This window comes from Litoribacillus peritrichatus, from assembly GCF_039537985.1.
GTDB classification, from domain to species: Bacteria; Pseudomonadota; Gammaproteobacteria; order Pseudomonadales; family Litoribrevibacteraceae; genus Litoribacillus; species Litoribacillus peritrichatus.
Genome location: NZ_BAABBN010000002.1, coordinates 75,688 through 90,725 on the forward strand (window position 1 = coordinate 75,688; position 15,038 = coordinate 90,725).

The 15,038-nt window shown below is 46.0% G+C and carries 13 protein-coding genes and 1 tRNA gene; 6 read left to right on the forward strand and 8 right to left on the reverse strand.

Features of this window, described 5'->3' with window-relative positions:
- Window positions 1-12 precede the first annotated feature (12 nt).
- Window positions 13-1,035 carry a hypothetical protein gene (locus ABD744_RS00400; protein WP_344794294.1) on the forward strand — a complete coding sequence of 341 codons (1,023 nt, stop codon included), beginning with the start codon at window positions 13-15 and terminating at the stop codon, window positions 1,033-1,035.
- The gene (locus ABD744_RS00405) at window positions 1,028-2,362 is read left to right on the forward strand and encodes a VapE domain-containing protein (protein WP_344794296.1); all 1,335 of its coding nucleotides are present in this window, start codon (window positions 1,028-1,030) and stop codon (window positions 2,360-2,362) included. The genes ABD744_RS00400 and ABD744_RS00405 overlap by 8 nt, the downstream gene beginning before the upstream one ends.
- A 265-nt stretch (window positions 2,363-2,627) precedes the next feature.
- On the opposite strand, the gene ABD744_RS00410 is transcribed toward ABD744_RS00405, so the two are convergent.
- From ABD744_RS00410 to rpsU, 6 genes are all read right to left on the reverse strand, one after another.
- Window positions 2,628-3,110, reverse strand: coding sequence for a DUF4468 domain-containing protein (locus tag ABD744_RS00410; protein WP_344794297.1), 483 nt, complete (start codon window positions 3,108-3,110; stop codon window positions 2,628-2,630).
- A 228-nt stretch (window positions 3,111-3,338) separates the two neighbouring features.
- Window positions 3,339-3,415 (reverse strand) — tRNA-Ile (locus ABD744_RS00415).
- Window positions 3,416-3,488: 73 nt separating this feature from the next.
- On the reverse strand, window positions 3,489-5,330 hold the full coding sequence (gene rpoD / locus ABD744_RS00420; RefSeq protein WP_344794299.1) for an RNA polymerase sigma factor RpoD: 1,842 nt from the start codon (window positions 5,328-5,330) through the stop codon (window positions 3,489-3,491).
- A 258-nt stretch (window positions 5,331-5,588) separates the two neighbouring features.
- Window positions 5,589-7,514 (reverse strand): DNA primase, encoded by a 1,926-nt coding sequence (dnaG, locus tag ABD744_RS00425; protein ID WP_344794301.1) that lies wholly within the window; start codon window positions 7,512-7,514, stop codon window positions 5,589-5,591.
- Between the two features lie 35 nt (window positions 7,515-7,549).
- Window positions 7,550-8,014: a GatB/YqeY domain-containing protein gene (locus tag ABD744_RS00430; RefSeq protein WP_344794304.1), complete on the reverse strand. Its 465-nt coding sequence runs from the start codon at window positions 8,012-8,014 to the stop codon at window positions 7,550-7,552.
- Window positions 8,015-8,127: 113 nt separating this feature from the next.
- Window positions 8,128-8,343, reverse strand: a complete 216-nt coding sequence (gene rpsU / locus ABD744_RS00435) for a 30S ribosomal protein S21 (RefSeq protein WP_344794306.1) — start codon at window positions 8,341-8,343, stop codon at window positions 8,128-8,130.
- Between the two features lie 304 nt (window positions 8,344-8,647).
- Between rpsU and tsaD the strand changes: the two genes are divergently transcribed.
- On the forward strand, window positions 8,648-9,676 hold the full coding sequence (gene tsaD / locus ABD744_RS00440) for a tRNA (adenosine(37)-N6)-threonylcarbamoyltransferase complex transferase subunit TsaD (protein WP_344794308.1): 1,029 nt from the start codon (window positions 8,648-8,650) through the stop codon (window positions 9,674-9,676).
- Window positions 9,677-9,726: 50 nt separating this feature from the next.
- Here tsaD and plsY read toward each other — a convergent pair whose 3' ends face one another.
- Window positions 9,727-10,341: a glycerol-3-phosphate 1-O-acyltransferase PlsY gene (plsY, locus tag ABD744_RS00445; RefSeq protein ID WP_344794310.1), complete on the reverse strand. Its 615-nt coding sequence runs from the start codon at window positions 10,339-10,341 to the stop codon at window positions 9,727-9,729.
- Between the two features lie 96 nt (window positions 10,342-10,437).
- On the opposite strand from plsY, the gene folB reads away from it, so the two are divergent.
- Together folB and folK are read left to right on the forward strand one after the other, a co-directional pair.
- Window positions 10,438-10,788: a dihydroneopterin aldolase gene (gene folB, locus ABD744_RS00450; protein ID WP_344794312.1), complete on the forward strand. Its 351-nt coding sequence runs from the start codon at window positions 10,438-10,440 to the stop codon at window positions 10,786-10,788.
- Window positions 10,789-10,862: 74 nt separating this feature from the next.
- On the forward strand, window positions 10,863-11,375 hold the full coding sequence (folK, locus tag ABD744_RS00455) for a 2-amino-4-hydroxy-6-hydroxymethyldihydropteridine diphosphokinase (RefSeq protein ID WP_344794315.1): 513 nt from the start codon (window positions 10,863-10,865) through the stop codon (window positions 11,373-11,375).
- Between the two features lie 16 nt (window positions 11,376-11,391).
- On the opposite strand, the gene ABD744_RS00460 is transcribed toward folK, so the two are convergent.
- Window positions 11,392-12,153, reverse strand: a complete 762-nt coding sequence (locus ABD744_RS00460) for a pteridine reductase (RefSeq protein WP_344794317.1) — start codon at window positions 12,151-12,153, stop codon at window positions 11,392-11,394.
- Window positions 12,154-12,331: 178 nt separating this feature from the next.
- Between ABD744_RS00460 and aceE the strand changes: the two genes are divergently transcribed.
- Window positions 12,332-14,986, forward strand: a complete 2,655-nt coding sequence (gene aceE / locus ABD744_RS00465; RefSeq protein WP_344794319.1) for a pyruvate dehydrogenase (acetyl-transferring), homodimeric type — start codon at window positions 12,332-12,334, stop codon at window positions 14,984-14,986.
- Window positions 14,987-15,038: the final 52 nt, after the last annotated feature.

The window sequence follows — 15,038 nt, forward strand, 5'->3', positions numbered from 1 at the left end:
GAATTATAACAAATGAAATATTTATATGCTGAAAACTATCGGCAGGTATCCGAGTTCTCGTATGTTACATGGCCTTGGCTTGTGGAAGTTATTCGTGAGCCAAGAAAGATAGAGGGTTTAACAACAGAAGAGGCTAAAAATTCTAGCCCCCTAATTGCGGCTCATGATGCGGTATTCAAAACCAAACAAGCCGCGCTTAAACATAATAATTTTACGCTGTTAAGGTTGGATTTAGATGATTATCCCTATGGTAAGCATGTTCTGGAGCGGCAGTTAAAAGAGTTGGGGATTGAAAGCTACATAATCCATTCAACTGCTAATCATACCCCCAATGTTAATAATCGATACCGCTTGTATATTGAGCTTGTCGAGTCTTTGAGTTATGAGCACTGGCAGATGGTTCAAACGTATTTGGCTTATTACTTTGGTGCGGATGATTGTAGCTCTAGACCTCAACAAATGATGTTCTTACCGTTTTGGTCTACAGGCTATGAATTTTCTATAGGAGTAGGAAGAGCCCTTGATTTGAAAGAATTACATTCGAAGTTATGGTTCTGGGCTGTTGAGTTTAATTGTGATCAGGAGGACTCAATCAAGGCAGCGGAGGGTTTAAATATTGATGTCGTAACGCAACCAAAAACTAAGCTGGTTGGGAGACAAGTTTCCATTATAGATCTTGTTAATCAGTCTTATGATTGGGATGAACTGCTGTCTTCATACGGCTATAGGCGACAAGGTAAAGCATACCTTCCTCCTGAATCTCAAAGCATGAAAGCGGGTGTTTATATCCTTAGGGGGAGTGATGGCAAGGATCGCTATTATTCTCATCATGAGAGTGATCCATGTTGTATAGGGAGGTGTCTAGATAAGTTTGACTTGATAGTAGTTCGGAGTTATTCAGGGGATGCTCTCATGGCACTGAAGTCTCTTGCGGAGAACCACTTTCCTGATATAAACAAGTTCAATAAAAAAGAGTGGTATAGGACACAAAAGAACCTTCAGGCAAAACAGGTTTGGAGTGGTGGTTATGAGTAATTGTAAAGTACCCCCTCCAACCAAGAAGGTTGATATTCCAGAGCAAGAGTTAACCGAAAGGGATAAACCAGCGTTTGTTCATTTAAATGTAAGTTCTAGAGGTGAGTTAAAACCAATTAATACTTATGACAACCTGTTAGCTCTTGGTGATTTTTATAATCTTGAGTTTCGCTTGAACTCAATGACGTATGAGCCAGAAGTGTTGTCTAATAAAACGGCTAATACAGTCGCTCAAACATCAGATCAAATCCATAGTATGTTGGTGAGTATGTGTAATATTCATGGATTACCAGCGAAAACTGTTGATGATCACTTAAAAGCTATCTGTGAAAGGAATACATATCATCCTGTTGTGCGTTGGTTAGATTCAGAAACTTGGGATGGGAAACCCAGATTGGATAAAGTATTGGCTGTTCTCAAGACTAAAGATGACCATCTTACTCAGCAGGCATTTAAGCATTGGCTGGTTGGATGTGTTGCTTCTCTGTATGAACCCTCTTTCAAGAGTAAACTTGTCCCTGTTTTACAAGGCCCTCAAAGCTTTAGGAAAACGGCATTTATTGAGCGTATTGCAAAGGTGTGTCCTTTTTCATTTTTAGAAGGCGCGGAATTGAATCCTGATAATAAGGATTCGCTTTTGTCGTGTATCCGTTCATGGATTGTTGAGTTGGGAGAGCTTGAGCGGACCAGCAGAAACAGTCAGGGAAGCCTAAAAGCATTTATTACAAGAGATTGTGATACTGTCAGGCCTCCATACGCTAGGGGCGATATAAAGAAGCCGAGACAAACCCATTTCTTTGCTACCGTGAATGGTCGTGATTTCCTAAAAGATGAAACTGGTTCTAGTCGTTTTGTGGTTGTTGAAATGTTAGAGCCTGTGGATATGGATGCGTTAAACGAAACCCTTGGTTGGTCGTATTCAAACTCTGGCAGAGTTGAACTTGAGAAGCCTGAGCTGTTGAAGCAATTTTGGCTGGAGGTAAAGCAGCTATATTTGGATGGTTGTAGCTGGATGTTACCTGACTCTCTGATTTCAAAGGCGCAACTAAATAACAAGCCATTCGCCGATAAGGGTAATTGGTATCAATATATTCTTGAGAAGTACGTTACTGCGTCAGCTATGAATTCCCAATGGCTAACGGCTGCTGAGCTAATTGATAAAGATCGGCAAATGAATGGTGTTAATAGTCGTCAGGTTGGTAAGGCTCTAACTCAGTTGGCTGAGGATGGTCTTATCCTGTTCAGGGAGGAAAGGAGCAGGGTGAAGCGCTATCTCATACCGATACCTGTTCCAAAATTCCCACCACCTTCAACTCCAAAGCCGTGATGATGAATTAGAGGGTGAGGCGTTTCACCCTCTATCTACCCCGTCATTTTTGGTTCTTGGCTATTTTGGTGAATGATGAAACAGAGTTTAGCAACTAATTCTGATTGTAGGATTGACCAAGCTGTTTGACGGAGATTCAGAACAGGCTTTCATCATTCATCAGCTCACCCTCAATAGGATGGGGGGCTGATTTATCTAAAAACGTATTTTCGCTCTATCCGCGCCTTCCTTGAATTTACGATGAATCTGTTTTTAGGGCAATCCCTTACCAATCACTTTTTAACGTTGGTTGTTTAAGATTATTTACTAGTTGATTAATTGTGTTCTGGATATGCTGATTAGCGCTTTTAATAATCTTATCGTCCATATAACTATGATGGCTGTTCATGTCATTAGTTGTGACGAATGTTGTATCAGTGATTGTAGAGGTTACCCTAATTTTACCGTCTTTTGTTTCAACTTTAAGTGAGTACCAGACATAGAAAACCAACCCCACTTCTCTCCAAAGCATTGATTTATTTTTACCAATTATTCTAGCTTGCTTTGGTTCTGTCATGACGACTTCAGAATCACCTATCTTAAAATTCTCTTTCATCCAGATTTCTGTTCTCTGAAACAAAGCTTCTTTTTTAGCATTGGGGATTTCAATTATAGTAGTCGCCGATATTGGCTCTCTGAAAGGCTGGGCAGCACATGCGGCCAAAAGAAAGCTTAGCCACAAGAGAAATACTGGTTTGATTGGGCTCATGTTTAGATCCTTTAAACTTCTTAACTGTATTGATTTCTGAGAAAGATACTATTTTGAATGTTATGTGAAGTGGGCGAGAATATCTATGATGTAAAGTACAGAATGTCTGTCACTGAGTAAAGTTTGTAGTGGCGAGCAAAAAAGTGCTAATACAGTTATAACTACAGTTAATTGATGGGGAGAAGTGTTTTTGTAAATGGATGCTTACTTGGAAGGCTAGGAAGAAAATGGTGGGCCTGCACGGACTTGAACCGTGGACCTATCGATTATGAGTCGAGTGCTCTAACCAGCTGAGCTACAGGCCCTTCTTCCTTGGAGGGAATCAAACTGGGCGCATTATACCGATAAGGAATAATACGCGCCAGTTTTTTTACTAAATTATTGCTCGTCGATGAAACCGCGTAGGTGTTCAGAACGACTTGGATGACGAAGCTTGCGAAGTGCTTTGGCTTCAATCTGACGAATACGCTCACGTGTTACGTCAAACTGCTTACCCACTTCTTCTAACGTATGGTCGGTGTTCATGTTGATACCGAAACGCATACGCAGAACCTTCGCTTCTCTGGCGGTCAGGCCAGCAAGTACTTCTTTGGTTGCTTCAGAAAGACCTTCACCCGTTGCCGAATCTACCGGCGAGTGAATGTTTACGTCTTCAATGAAGTCGCCCAAGTGGGAATCTTCATCATCGCCAACCGGGGTTTCCATTGAGATTGGCTCTTTGGCAATCTTAAGCACTTTGCGGATTTTGTCTTCCGGCATTTCCATGCGTTCAGCAAGTTCTTCAGGCGTCGCTTCTCGGCCCATCTCCTGAAGCATTTGACGAGAAATGCGGTTCAGTTTGTTGATGGTTTCGATCATGTGCACCGGGATACGAATAGTACGTGCCTGGTCTGCAATTGAGCGAGTAATGGCCTGACGAATCCACCAGGTTGCATACGTGGAGAACTTATAACCACGGCGATATTCGAACTTATCCACAGCCTTCATCAGGCCGATGTTGCCTTCCTGAATCAGATCCAGGAATTGAAGGCCACGGTTGGTGTACTTCTTCGCAATTGAGATCACCAAACGCAGGTTGGCTTCAACCATTTCTTTCTTCGCACGGCGAGCTTTGGCTTCACCGATGGACATGCGACGGTTGATTTCCTTGATTTCCGGAATGGAAAGACCTGTCTTTTCTTCCAGTTCTTTCAGTTTGCGTTGTGCCCGAACGATTTCAATTCGGTACGCTTCGAGCATCTGAGAATAAGCTTCACCAGAGTCAATGTGGCTCTGAATCCAGTCAAGGTTTACTTCGTTGCCAGGGAATTCCTTAATAAAGGTTTTTCTTGGCATCTTAGCGCGACGGATACAAAGTTCCATGATCGCTTTTTCTTGTCTGCGGATGTTGTCCAGTGTGCCACGAACGGTGTCTATACCGAACTCGTAGTACTTTGGCGTCAACTTGATGGGTGCAAACAGGACGCTGGTTTCATGCAGTGCTTCGCTGGCGTCTTTTGATTCTCTGCCTTTCTTCTCGCAAAGCTCAAGGTATTTGTTCCAGGCGGTTTCTATTTCGCCGAAGCGTTGCTTGGCTTCTTCAGGGTCTGGCCCTTTTACGCCTTCGTCATCATCATCGTCGTCACTGTCATCAGTATCTTCGATGTCGTCGTCAGAGGCTTCTGCTTCAGGACTGTTACTTGCAACCGCAACAGGCTCGTCATCATTTGCAGGGTCAATATAACCACTGAAGATGTCGCTGATGCGACCTTCTTCGCTTTCTAGTGCTTCATTGAAGTCACTTAAAACGGTTTGAACGATGCCAGGGAAGTAAGCAATTGAAGACATGGTTTCACGTAAACCTTCTTCAATTCGCTTTGCAATAACGATTTCGCCTTCACGGGTTAACAGCTCTACTGTTCCCATTTCCCGCATGTACATGCGAACCGGGTCCGTGGTGCGTGTGCCATCACTTTCTACGGCGGCTAACGCAGCAGCGGCTTCTTCAGCGGCAGCGTCATCAGGTGATGCATCACCCATCATTAGGGTGTCGGCATCGGGTGCGGTCTCAACAACGTTGATACCCATGTCGTTGATCATACGGATGATATCTTCGACCTGATCCGGATCAGAAATATCTTCTGGCAAGTGGTCATTAACTTCTGCATAAGTTAAGTAACCTTGCTCTTTACCGCGTGTAATTAGTTCTTTTAAACTCGATGATTGGGCTTTGTCGGACATATCCTGCCTGTAAAAAAACCGATGAAGGTGGAGAACACGAAAGCATTAAATTATAGCATTAAAATTACGTTTGTTCCATAAAGTAACGTCATATCGCCAATATATTCTGTGTATTTTCTGTTCTATTCTTTTTTTTGCTACCAAAGTGTCAGGCCGTGGGTTACTAGCTTAGTTTCTTATTTAAGAAACTCTATTTAATTTCTTTGGTAAGTTATGAAACTGTATATTCATGGACTCTTTAAGCGGCGGTTTGGTTCACTATTTGCCTATGTTTTTTCGTTCTTGTTGTCTTTGGAAGAATAGTCGTTTTTCGTCTTCTGTGGCTGTTTTATTTGTAATTTTTTCTTTCAACTCAAGAATTTGTTTGTCCAGCTGAATTTTGTTCAGGTGATTAATGATGTCGTTGAGCTGGCCGGAAAGATGAATTTCATCCAGTAGCGGGGGGGTCGACATGGCTTGTTGCAGAATATCGAAGTGTTCGACGTCTTGAAAGTAGCCAAGCAGTTGGGCGGTGCTTTTCGTCTCAGAAGAGGATTTCAGATGGTTGATAACCGCTAATAACTTGGCTTCGTAGATGTTATCGGTGTCCAGCTTGAGTAATTCTTTTGATAGCTCGCTGATGAGTGTGGGTTGGTGCAGTAAAATACGGATGGCTTCCAGAGTGAGCTTATTGCTTTCTTGTTTGGCAGGCTCGACGAAAGCGGGTTCTTCGTAGTAGTGCTCCAGGTAAGGGCCGCTGTCCTGAGAGGAAATGTCCTGATAATCGGGGTAATCATAGCTAGAAGGCGGTGTGAAGGTGCTTTCACTTTGAGGTTTTGAAGTACGTTCACGGTTGGGTGTTTGGCTTTTTTGACCGCTGAAAGCTCTGGCTTTTTCTGGCTTTTGCTGCTTGAGCAGGGTGTCTTCATTCAGACCGGTTTTACGTGCCAGTTCTTTCGTTAGCAGGTTGCGTAAAAACTCACCGGGTACTTGTTGAATTAAGGGTGTAAGTTCTTTCGCCAGCTTGGCTTTGCCTTCAAGGCTGGCGTTAGCTGATTCGTAAAGACTGAATAAGTACTGGTCAATGGTCAGAGCTTGGTTAAGCGTTGTTTCAAAGGCTTCTTTACCGCCTTTTGAGACAACCGTATCCGGGTCTTCGCCTTCGTCCAAAAACAGAAACTTTACTTCGCGGCCGTCAATGAGTTGTGACAGGGAGAGTTCCAGTGCTTTCTTAGCTGCTTTTTGGCCGGCGGTGTCGCCATCAAAGCAAAAAACCAGCTGGGACGTTTGTTTGAACAGCAATTTTACGTGCTCTTCGGTCAGTGCGGTGCCCAGGCTGGCAACGGCGTTGTTGAAGCCGTATTGAGCAAGCGCAATGACATCCATATAGCCTTCAACAACAATCAGTTGAGCTGGGTGGCGATTGGCTTTTCGTGCCTGATAAAGCCCGTACAGGATGTTACTTTTATGGAAAATCGGCGTTTCAGGGGAGTTTAGGTATTTGGGTTTATCGTCTCCCAATACTCGTCCGCCAAAAGCCACTGTGCGGCCTCGGGTATCCAGAATGGGGAACATGATGCGGTCACGAAAGCGATCGTAATATTGATCTTTACCTTGTTCTTTTTCGATCAGCATCCCGACTTTATGGAGCAGTTGTCTGGATTCTGAATCGGTGCCGAGCGTTTTAAGCAGGTTGTCCCAGCCTACCGGAATATAGCCAATGCCAAATGCTTTGGCGGTGTGGCCGGTCATGCCTCGGCCTTTCAGGTATTGAACTGCTTTGTCTTTGCTGGGGTGGTGGCGAAGTTGTTGTTGAAAGAAATGGCTGGCCTTTTCCATCAGTTCGAACAGCTTCTGCTCTTCTTGTTTTTTTTGCTGGTACTCTTCTTTGTGTTGGTGATTTTCTTCACGAGGCACCTCAATGCCTAGTGACGAGGCCAGTGTTTCGATGGCTTCAACAAAGTCGAGTCGGTCGTGTTCAATCAGAAACGTGAGGGCGTTGCCGCTGGCACCACAGCCAAAGCAGTGATAAAGCTGTTTGCTGTCGCTGACGCTGAAAGAAGGGCTTTTTTCATTGTGAAACGGGCATAAGCCCATGTGATTGCTGCCGGACTTCTTGAGCTTGATGCGGTTACCAATCAGCTCCACCAAATCTGTTTTAGCGACCACGTCGTCAATAAATAGATCGGGTATTCGTCCGGCCATGTTGTATTATCCAGTCAGTGCTTAGAGACTAACGATTACTGAAGTGCTGCTTTCACAAGTTGGCTTACCTGGCCCATGTCGGCCTTGCCAACCACTTGTGGTTTAATGACACCCATCAGTTTGCCCATGTCTTGCATGCCTGCTGCGCCAGTCTGTTCTTTGGCTGCACTGATAATGTCTTTGATTTCATCTTCAGATAATTGAGCAGGCAAGAATTCAGACAAGATACCAACTTCCAGAACTTCCTGGTCGTAAAGGTCTTGGCGATCGGCGTCTTTGTATTGGCTTGCTGCGTCTTTACGTTGTTTGATCATCTTGTCGATGGTGGCGATTACTCGGGTATCATCAATCACTGCATCGCGTTCCATGCCTTCGTCCACTCGGATTTGTTTGAGTGCTGCCTGGGCAGTTCGTAGAACGGTCAGACGAGGTTTGTCTTTGCTGCGCATTGCTTCTTTGACGGCGCTTTTCAGTTGGTCTTCCAGTAGTTCGCTTGACATGATGATCTCCTTTCGGTGTTGGTGTTGGCTATGTTTTAACAAATTTAATAGCCCAGAAACAACAAAAGAAGCCGTAGGCTTCTTTTGTACTGGTCACTTCGACAAGATCGCTCTTAGTAGAGACGCTCGAAACGTTTTGTTTCGCGCTGAACTTTTTTCGCGTGACGCTTAACTGCTGCAGCTAGTTTGCGCTTGCGAACTGCTGTAGGCTTTTCATAATATTCGCGACGACGTACTTCAGAAAGAACGCCTGCTTTCTCGCAAGAACGCTTAAAACGACGTAGTGCGATATCAAATGGTTCGTTTTCTTTTACTTTTACCGCTGGCATCAATAATTACCTATTGTCATGTGACCAGTTTAAGACCTTACTTAATCAAAAAATAAGTAGTGTCTATTCGTAAGGCCGCACATTCTAAATCCGTTCGAATCAAAAGTAAATATTTTATTTGCTATCCAATTGAGGGATGAATGCGTTTATCAAACAGTGTTTGACGAAGCTGTCCAATGAACGTTTTTCACATTAAACTAGCTCCCTTTTTCGACCCGCCATTGCATGTGATCTTCTTTATTTGAATCGTGGTTATTTAAATATAGCGTAAATGCAGGGCATCCTGATTGACTTTGGAGTGGATATGTTAGTTCTGGGGATTGAAACCTCTTGCGATGAGACCGGTGTTGCCTTGTATTGCTCTCAAAAGGGGTTAATTGCGGATGCTCTTTATAGTCAGATTGAGATGCATAATGAATATGGCGGTGTTGTGCCTGAGCTGGCATCACGAGATCACGTTAAAAAGCTGCTGCCTTTAATACAGAGTGTGTTGGATCAGGCGGGCATCACCAATAAAGAGGTTGATGCCGTTGCCTACACTAAAGGGCCGGGTTTGGTGGGGGCGCTCATGGTCGGTACCATGACGGCCAGAGCGATTGCCTTTGCCTGGGGCGTACCTGCTTTGGGGGTGCATCACATGGAAGGCCATTTATTGGCGCCGATGCTGGAAGAGACGCCGCCGGAGTTTCCTTTTGTTGCTTTATTGGTGTCCGGTGGCCATACCCAGTTAGTACAGGTCGATGGCATTGGTCAATATGCCTTGTTGGGTGAGTCTCTGGATGATGCTGCGGGCGAAGCGTTCGATAAAGCCGCGAAAATGATGAAGTTGCCTTATCCGGGAGGGCCACATATTGCTCGCCTTGCTGAGCAAGGTACGGCGGGGCGGTTTAAATTTCCGCGACCTATGGTCGATCGTCCCGGGTTGGAGTTCAGTTTCAGCGGACTGAAAACTTATACATTAAATACTGTATTGGCGATTGAAAAAGCGCAAGGTGAGCTGGAAGAGCAAGATAAGGCAGACATCGCGCACGCATTCCAGGAAGCTGTGGTGGAAACGTTGGCCATTAAATGCCGACGGGCGCTGGAACAAACGGGTATGAAACAATTGGTGATGGCCGGTGGTGTTTCGGCGAATACGCGGTTACGAGAAAAACTCGAAGATGCATTGGCGAAAGTTGGCGGTAAGGTTTTTTATGCTCGGCCCGAATTTTGTACCGATAATGGCGCAATGATCGCCTTTGCTGGTTGTCAGCGGTTAAAGGCAGGGCAGCAAGATGATTTGGCGGTGAAACCTGTCGCGAGATGGCCGCTAACCGAACTGCCGGCTATTTAGTTCGTTTGAGTGTTTGATTGAGGCCTGAGTGGCTATTTAGGACTGAGCAGTTATTTAGGGCTGAGCAGTTGCTGAATGTTTTCCCGATGGGAAAATAGCAGGATGGCGCTGCAGGTGCACCAAAAGGCCAGTACGTGGTTGTCGATGAAGTAGACAACGATCGGAGACACTAACGCGCATATCAAGGCTGCGTAAGCTGATATCCGGGTAATCAATAGGGCTGTGAGCCATAAGCCGAGGGTGATTGCTGATAATATCGGTGAAATGGCGATCATGGTGCCTAGTATGGTGGCAACGCCTTTACCTCCTTTAAAACGAAAGAACAGTGGGTAAATGTGGCCGATAATAACAGCACTGGCAACGACACCAAGGTGGGTCAGGCTGTTGTTACCGACCTGTTGGTACAGTTTTACGACGAGAAAGCCCTTCAGGACATCCCCTATGAGTGTTATTAGGGCGCTTTTCCAGCCGTGAAGGCGCATCATGTTGGTTGCGCCTGCATTGCCTGAACCGGATTGTCTCGGGTCTGAATAGTGTTGAAATTTGCTGATGATCATCGCGGTTGGCAAAGAGCCAACAAGATAGGCGATAAAAGCCGCAGAGAGTAACAGCGTGAGGTCGTTGTTCATCATCGTATCAAGCGTGATTGAATGAGCTACTATCATAGCGAGTTTGGTGGCTGACGTCTTGACTGGATGGTCTTTGGGGTTAGCCGGACTCTCTGTTTGAACAATTAATGTGAACGATGAACGAGTAGTGATATGGATAAGGTGTTTATAAACGGCCTGAAGGTACAGGCGGTAATCGGTGTTTATGAGTTTGAACGATTGCACTCACAACCGTTGATATTTGATATTGTGATGACGTCCGATTTAAAACCTGCCGGTCAAAGTGATGACTTAAACGATGCCATTAATTATGCGGCAGTCAGTGAGGATGTGGTGTTGTTGGCAAAAAACTCGAAACCTTTGCTGATTGAGCGTTTGGCGGAGGAAGTTGCGGCTATGATTCTGCAAAAATACCAGCCGCAAGACGTCACGGTGAAAATTTCGAAGCCGGAGGCTGTGGCTGCCGCCAATTGTGTCGGTGTAGAGATTACCCGCTCAAAATAGCTTGTTTCTTAAACAATAGCTCTTTCTCGAAAGCACCATTAATCTGTTAGCAACTTCAGTAGTAAGGAAAAGATATGACATCGGTCTTTGTCAGTATCGGAACAAACATTCGTCGCTATTTTCATGTGACCGCTGCTTTGGATCGTTTGTACGAGGCTTTTGGCCCATTGGATGTATCGCAGGTGTATGAAAGTGAAGCGGTGGGTTTCGATGGTGATCATTTTTTAAACTTAGTGGCGCGTTTTGATACGAATAAAACGATAGGCGAGTTATCCAAATGGCTTAAAGCGCTGGAAGATGAATACGGGCGTTGCCGAAATGTTGAGAAATTCAGTGCCCGAACGCTCGACATTGATATTTTGACGTACGATCATGTGATTGGGCTGGTGGATGGCGTCGAGCTGCCTCGTGATGAAATTTCAAAGAATGCTTTTGTGTTGTTGCCGTTGTCTGAAATAGCGGGCGAAGAACAACATCCTGCTTACGCGGCCTGTTATTCAGAAATGTGGTCAGGCTATGATAAGAAAGCACAAAAGTTGTGGTCAGTCGATTTTGAGTGGCAAGGCAAAAAAATCTCCAGATCATAAGATGCTGGAGATCTTGTTAACTAAAAAGCGTTCTTCCTCCATCCACAGACAGTATTTGGCCGGTGATGTAACTGGGGCCGTCAGCCAGAAATAAAGCGGTGTCTGCAATGTGTTGTGGGTCGCCGAGCGTTTGTGCCGGTATTTTATTCAGCGTTTCTTGTTTGTATTCCTCATTCACTTCGTCTTCTTGATCAGGCCAAAGAATGGCGCCGGGGGCGATGCCGTTGACTCGAATGTTTGGCGCTAATTCTTTGGCCAGGCTCAGGGTCAGCATTTGATTCGCTGCTTTGGCCATGCTGTATACCGTATGGTCTTTGAGCGGTTTTTGAGCATGAATGTCCACCAAATTGATGACGCTGCTTGTGTGTTCGGGGGACTCGGTGGAGTGTTTGAGAAGCAGTGGGACAAGGCTTTGAGTTAGAAACAAAGGCGCCTTTGCGTTGCTTTCAAATAAATCATCCCAGTCTTGCTCCGTAATCGTGCCGATGGAGGTGGGGTAAAAGCTGGAAGCGTTATTAATCAAAACAGCCAAGGCGTCGGTTATTTCGCAGACTTGTTTGGTAATGGCTTCCGGCTGGGACAGGCTACCATGGCAGGTAAAGGCTGACTCAGGGCGAACTTGATTGAATTCCGCACAGAGCTTGTGCGCGGCTGCTTCAGACCCAAAGTAGTGAATAATCACCCGATAACCCGCCTTATGGAACGTTTTGGCCATGGCTGCCCCCAAGCGCTGAGCGGCTCCTGTTATCAGTACGGTCTTTTCGTTTTGTCTTGCCATTTGATCCACTTTATAGATTGAGTCCAAGTCTGACTGCAATTCTCCTGTTTACAATAATTTAAGTAAAGTTGTTCTTAAATACCTTTCAAATTCATATGGTTGTCTATACTTGAAGGCACTGGTTTGTAATCGTGAACTGTATTCACATAAGAATTCACAGGATTGAGACGGAGACAGAATGAGTCAGCATGATATTGACCCTACGGAAACCGAGGAATGGTTAGCAGCTTTTCAGTCAGTCATTCAACACAGAGGCAAGCAAAGAGCGCAGTTTTTACTGGATAGGCTGGTAAATAAAGCTGGTCAACTAGGGGCCATGACCCCATACGCACTCACGACTCCTTATCGAAATTCAATACCTAAGGAAGCTGAAGCCCCTTATCCAGGGGATGTTTTCATGGAGCGCCGGATTCGCTCAATCATTCGCTGGAATGCATTGGCGATGGTGATGCGGGCTAATAAGGAGTCTTCAGATATTGGCGGCCATATCGCCAGCTTTTCTTCAAGCGCGACCTTGTACGATGTGGGTTTTAATCATTTCTTTCGTTCGCCCACCGAAGAGCATGGCGGGGATTTGGTCTACATTCAGGGGCACAGCTCGCCCGGAGTTTACGCCCGCTCATTTTTAGAGGGGCGCTTTTCGGAAGATCGTTTGAATAACTTCCGACGGGAAGTGGATGGTGACGGTCTTTCATCGTACCCACATCCTTGGCTCATGCCGGACTACTGGCAGTTTCCGACGGTTTCTATGGGGCTGGGACCTTTACAGGCGATTTATCAGGCGCACTTCATGAAATACCTCGGAAACCGGGGGCTGGTGGATGTGCAGGATCGCAAGGTCTGGGCTTACATTGGCGACGGAGAAACCGATGAGCCGGAAACGCTGGGTGCCATTGCTCTGGCGGGTCGGGAAAAACTCGATAATTTAGTCTTTGTGGTGAATTGTAATTTGCAGCGGTTGGATGGCCCGGTGCGAGGGAACGGTAAAATCATTCAGGAACTGGAAGGCCAGTTCCGGGGTGCGGGTTGGAATGTGATTAAAGTCGTGTGGGGGCGCCACTGGGACCCGCTGTTAGCCAAAGACGAGGACGGTATTCTTGAACAGCGAATGGCGGAAGTGGTTGATGGCGAATACCAGAACTATAAAACCAAAGGCGGTGCTTACACGAGAGAACACTTCTTTGGTGCTTACCCAGAGTTGCTGGAATTGGTAAAAGATTACAGTGATGAGCAGTTGTATCAGCTAAACCGGGGCGGTCACGACCCGTATAAAGTTTACGCCGCTTACGCCGCCGCAGCTTCGCATAAGGGGCAGCCCACCATTATTTTGGCAAAGACTGTGAAAGGGTACGGCATGGGGCAGGCCGGTGAAGCTCAAAATCAGACACACTCCGTGAAGAAGTTGGAGTTGGAATCACTGAAGGGCTTTCGGGATAAATTTGACATTCCTGTATCAGACAGTCAGATAGAGTCATTGCCTTATTATCGCCCGGCTCCGGATTCAGCTGAGATGCGATACATGAGAGAGCGACGGGAAAAATTGGGTGGGCCTTACCCTGTGCGCCGTACGTCTTCGGAAAGTTTGGCTGTGCCGACGCTGGAATCACTGGCCAATAACCTGAAAGGCTCTGGAACCCGAGAAATATCCACGACCATGGCTTTTGTAAGGTTGTTATCAACCTTGGTGAAAGATAAGTCCATTGGTGAGCGAGTGGTGCCGATTGTGCCGGACGAAGCCAGAACCTTCGGGATGGAAGGGATGTTTCGTCAGCTGGGTATATATTCGTCGGTGGGTCAGTTGTATGAACCACATGACTCAGGCCAACTGATGTACTACAAAGAAGACATCAAAGGCCGGATATTGGAAGAAGGGATTAACGAAGCCGGGGCGATGGCGGCGTGGATTGCGGCAGCAACGTCGTACAGCAACAACGGTTTTCCGATGATTCCGTTTTATATTTATTACTCCATGTTTGGTTTTCAGCGGATTGGTGACCTGGCTTGGGCGGCGGGTGATATTCAGGCCCGTGGTTTCTTATTGGGCGGGACGGCAGGGCGAACGACTCTCAACGGTGAAGGGTTGCAGCATCAGGACGGCCACTCCCATATTTTGGCATCGACGATCCCGAATTGTCGAGCTTACGATCCAACCTACAATTATGAACTAACCACCATCATTCAGCACGGCCTGCAGGAGATGTATACCGATCAGAAGAATGTGTATTACTACCTGACGTTGATGAATGAAAATTACGTTCACCCCGATATGCCAGAGGGCATTGAAGAGGGCATCATTAAAGGCATGTACCTGTTGAAGGAAGATACCTCCAACAGAAAATCGAGGGCTCAGTTATTAGGCAGTGGTACGATTTTACGGGAGGTTGAGGCTGCAGCAGAGATTCTGTCCGAGCAGTTTGATATCGCTTGTGATGTCTGGAGTGTCACCAGCTTTAATGAATTGGGTCGAGATGTTCAATCTGTGGATCGTTGGAACATGCTGCACGCCGATGAAAAACCAAAGCTGTCTTATGCGCGCGAATGTTTGCAGAACCGGGGACAGGTCGCGGTTGCAGCTACGGATTACATGAAGGCTTATGCCGATCAGATTCGAAAAGATGTACCAATGGCTTATACCGTGCTGGGGACAGACGGTTTTGGTCGAAGCGATACCCGAAATAAATTGCGTCACTTCTTTGAGGTGGACCGTTTCTATATTTGCATTGCGGTTTTACATGCTTTGTCTCAGCAAGGATTGGTTAAAGCGTCCGTGGTACGGGAGGCTCAGCAGGAGTTCAGTATCGATGCAGATAAGATAGACCCCATGTTGCTTTAGTTGTTCGAGATTGATGGTTTGAGAGGGGGCGTTCGAGATCAACGCATTGTTG

What these genes read in the sequence shown, in the direction of transcription:
- ABD744_RS00400 (WP_344794294.1), top strand. Translation starts at nt 13, where the DNA reads ATGAAATATTTATATGCTGAAAACTATCGGCAGGTATCCGAGTTCTCG.
- ABD744_RS00405 (WP_344794296.1), top strand. Translation starts at nt 1,028, where the DNA reads ATGAGTAATTGTAAAGTACCCCCTCCAACCAAGAAGGTTGATATTCCA.
- ABD744_RS00410 (WP_344794297.1), bottom strand. Translation starts at nt 3,110, where the DNA reads ATGAGCCCAATCAAACCAGTATTTCTCTTGTGGCTAAGCTTTCTTTTG.
- rpoD (WP_344794299.1), bottom strand. Translation starts at nt 5,330, where the DNA reads ATGTCCGACAAAGCCCAATCATCGAGTTTAAAAGAACTAATTACACGC.
- dnaG (WP_344794301.1), bottom strand. Translation starts at nt 7,514, where the DNA reads ATGGCCGGACGAATACCCGATCTATTTATTGACGACGTGGTCGCTAAA.
- ABD744_RS00430 (WP_344794304.1), bottom strand. Translation starts at nt 8,014, where the DNA reads ATGTCAAGCGAACTACTGGAAGACCAACTGAAAAGCGCCGTCAAAGAA.
- rpsU (WP_344794306.1), bottom strand. Translation starts at nt 8,343, where the DNA reads ATGCCAGCGGTAAAAGTAAAAGAAAACGAACCATTTGATATCGCACTA.
- tsaD (WP_344794308.1), top strand. Translation starts at nt 8,648, where the DNA reads ATGTTAGTTCTGGGGATTGAAACCTCTTGCGATGAGACCGGTGTTGCC.
- plsY (WP_344794310.1), bottom strand. Translation starts at nt 10,341, where the DNA reads ATGATAGTAGCTCATTCAATCACGCTTGATACGATGATGAACAACGAC.
- folB (WP_344794312.1), top strand. Translation starts at nt 10,438, where the DNA reads ATGGATAAGGTGTTTATAAACGGCCTGAAGGTACAGGCGGTAATCGGT.
- folK (WP_344794315.1), top strand. Translation starts at nt 10,863, where the DNA reads ATGACATCGGTCTTTGTCAGTATCGGAACAAACATTCGTCGCTATTTT.
- ABD744_RS00460 (WP_344794317.1), bottom strand. Translation starts at nt 12,153, where the DNA reads ATGGCAAGACAAAACGAAAAGACCGTACTGATAACAGGAGCCGCTCAG.
- aceE (WP_344794319.1), top strand. Translation starts at nt 12,332, where the DNA reads ATGAGTCAGCATGATATTGACCCTACGGAAACCGAGGAATGGTTAGCA.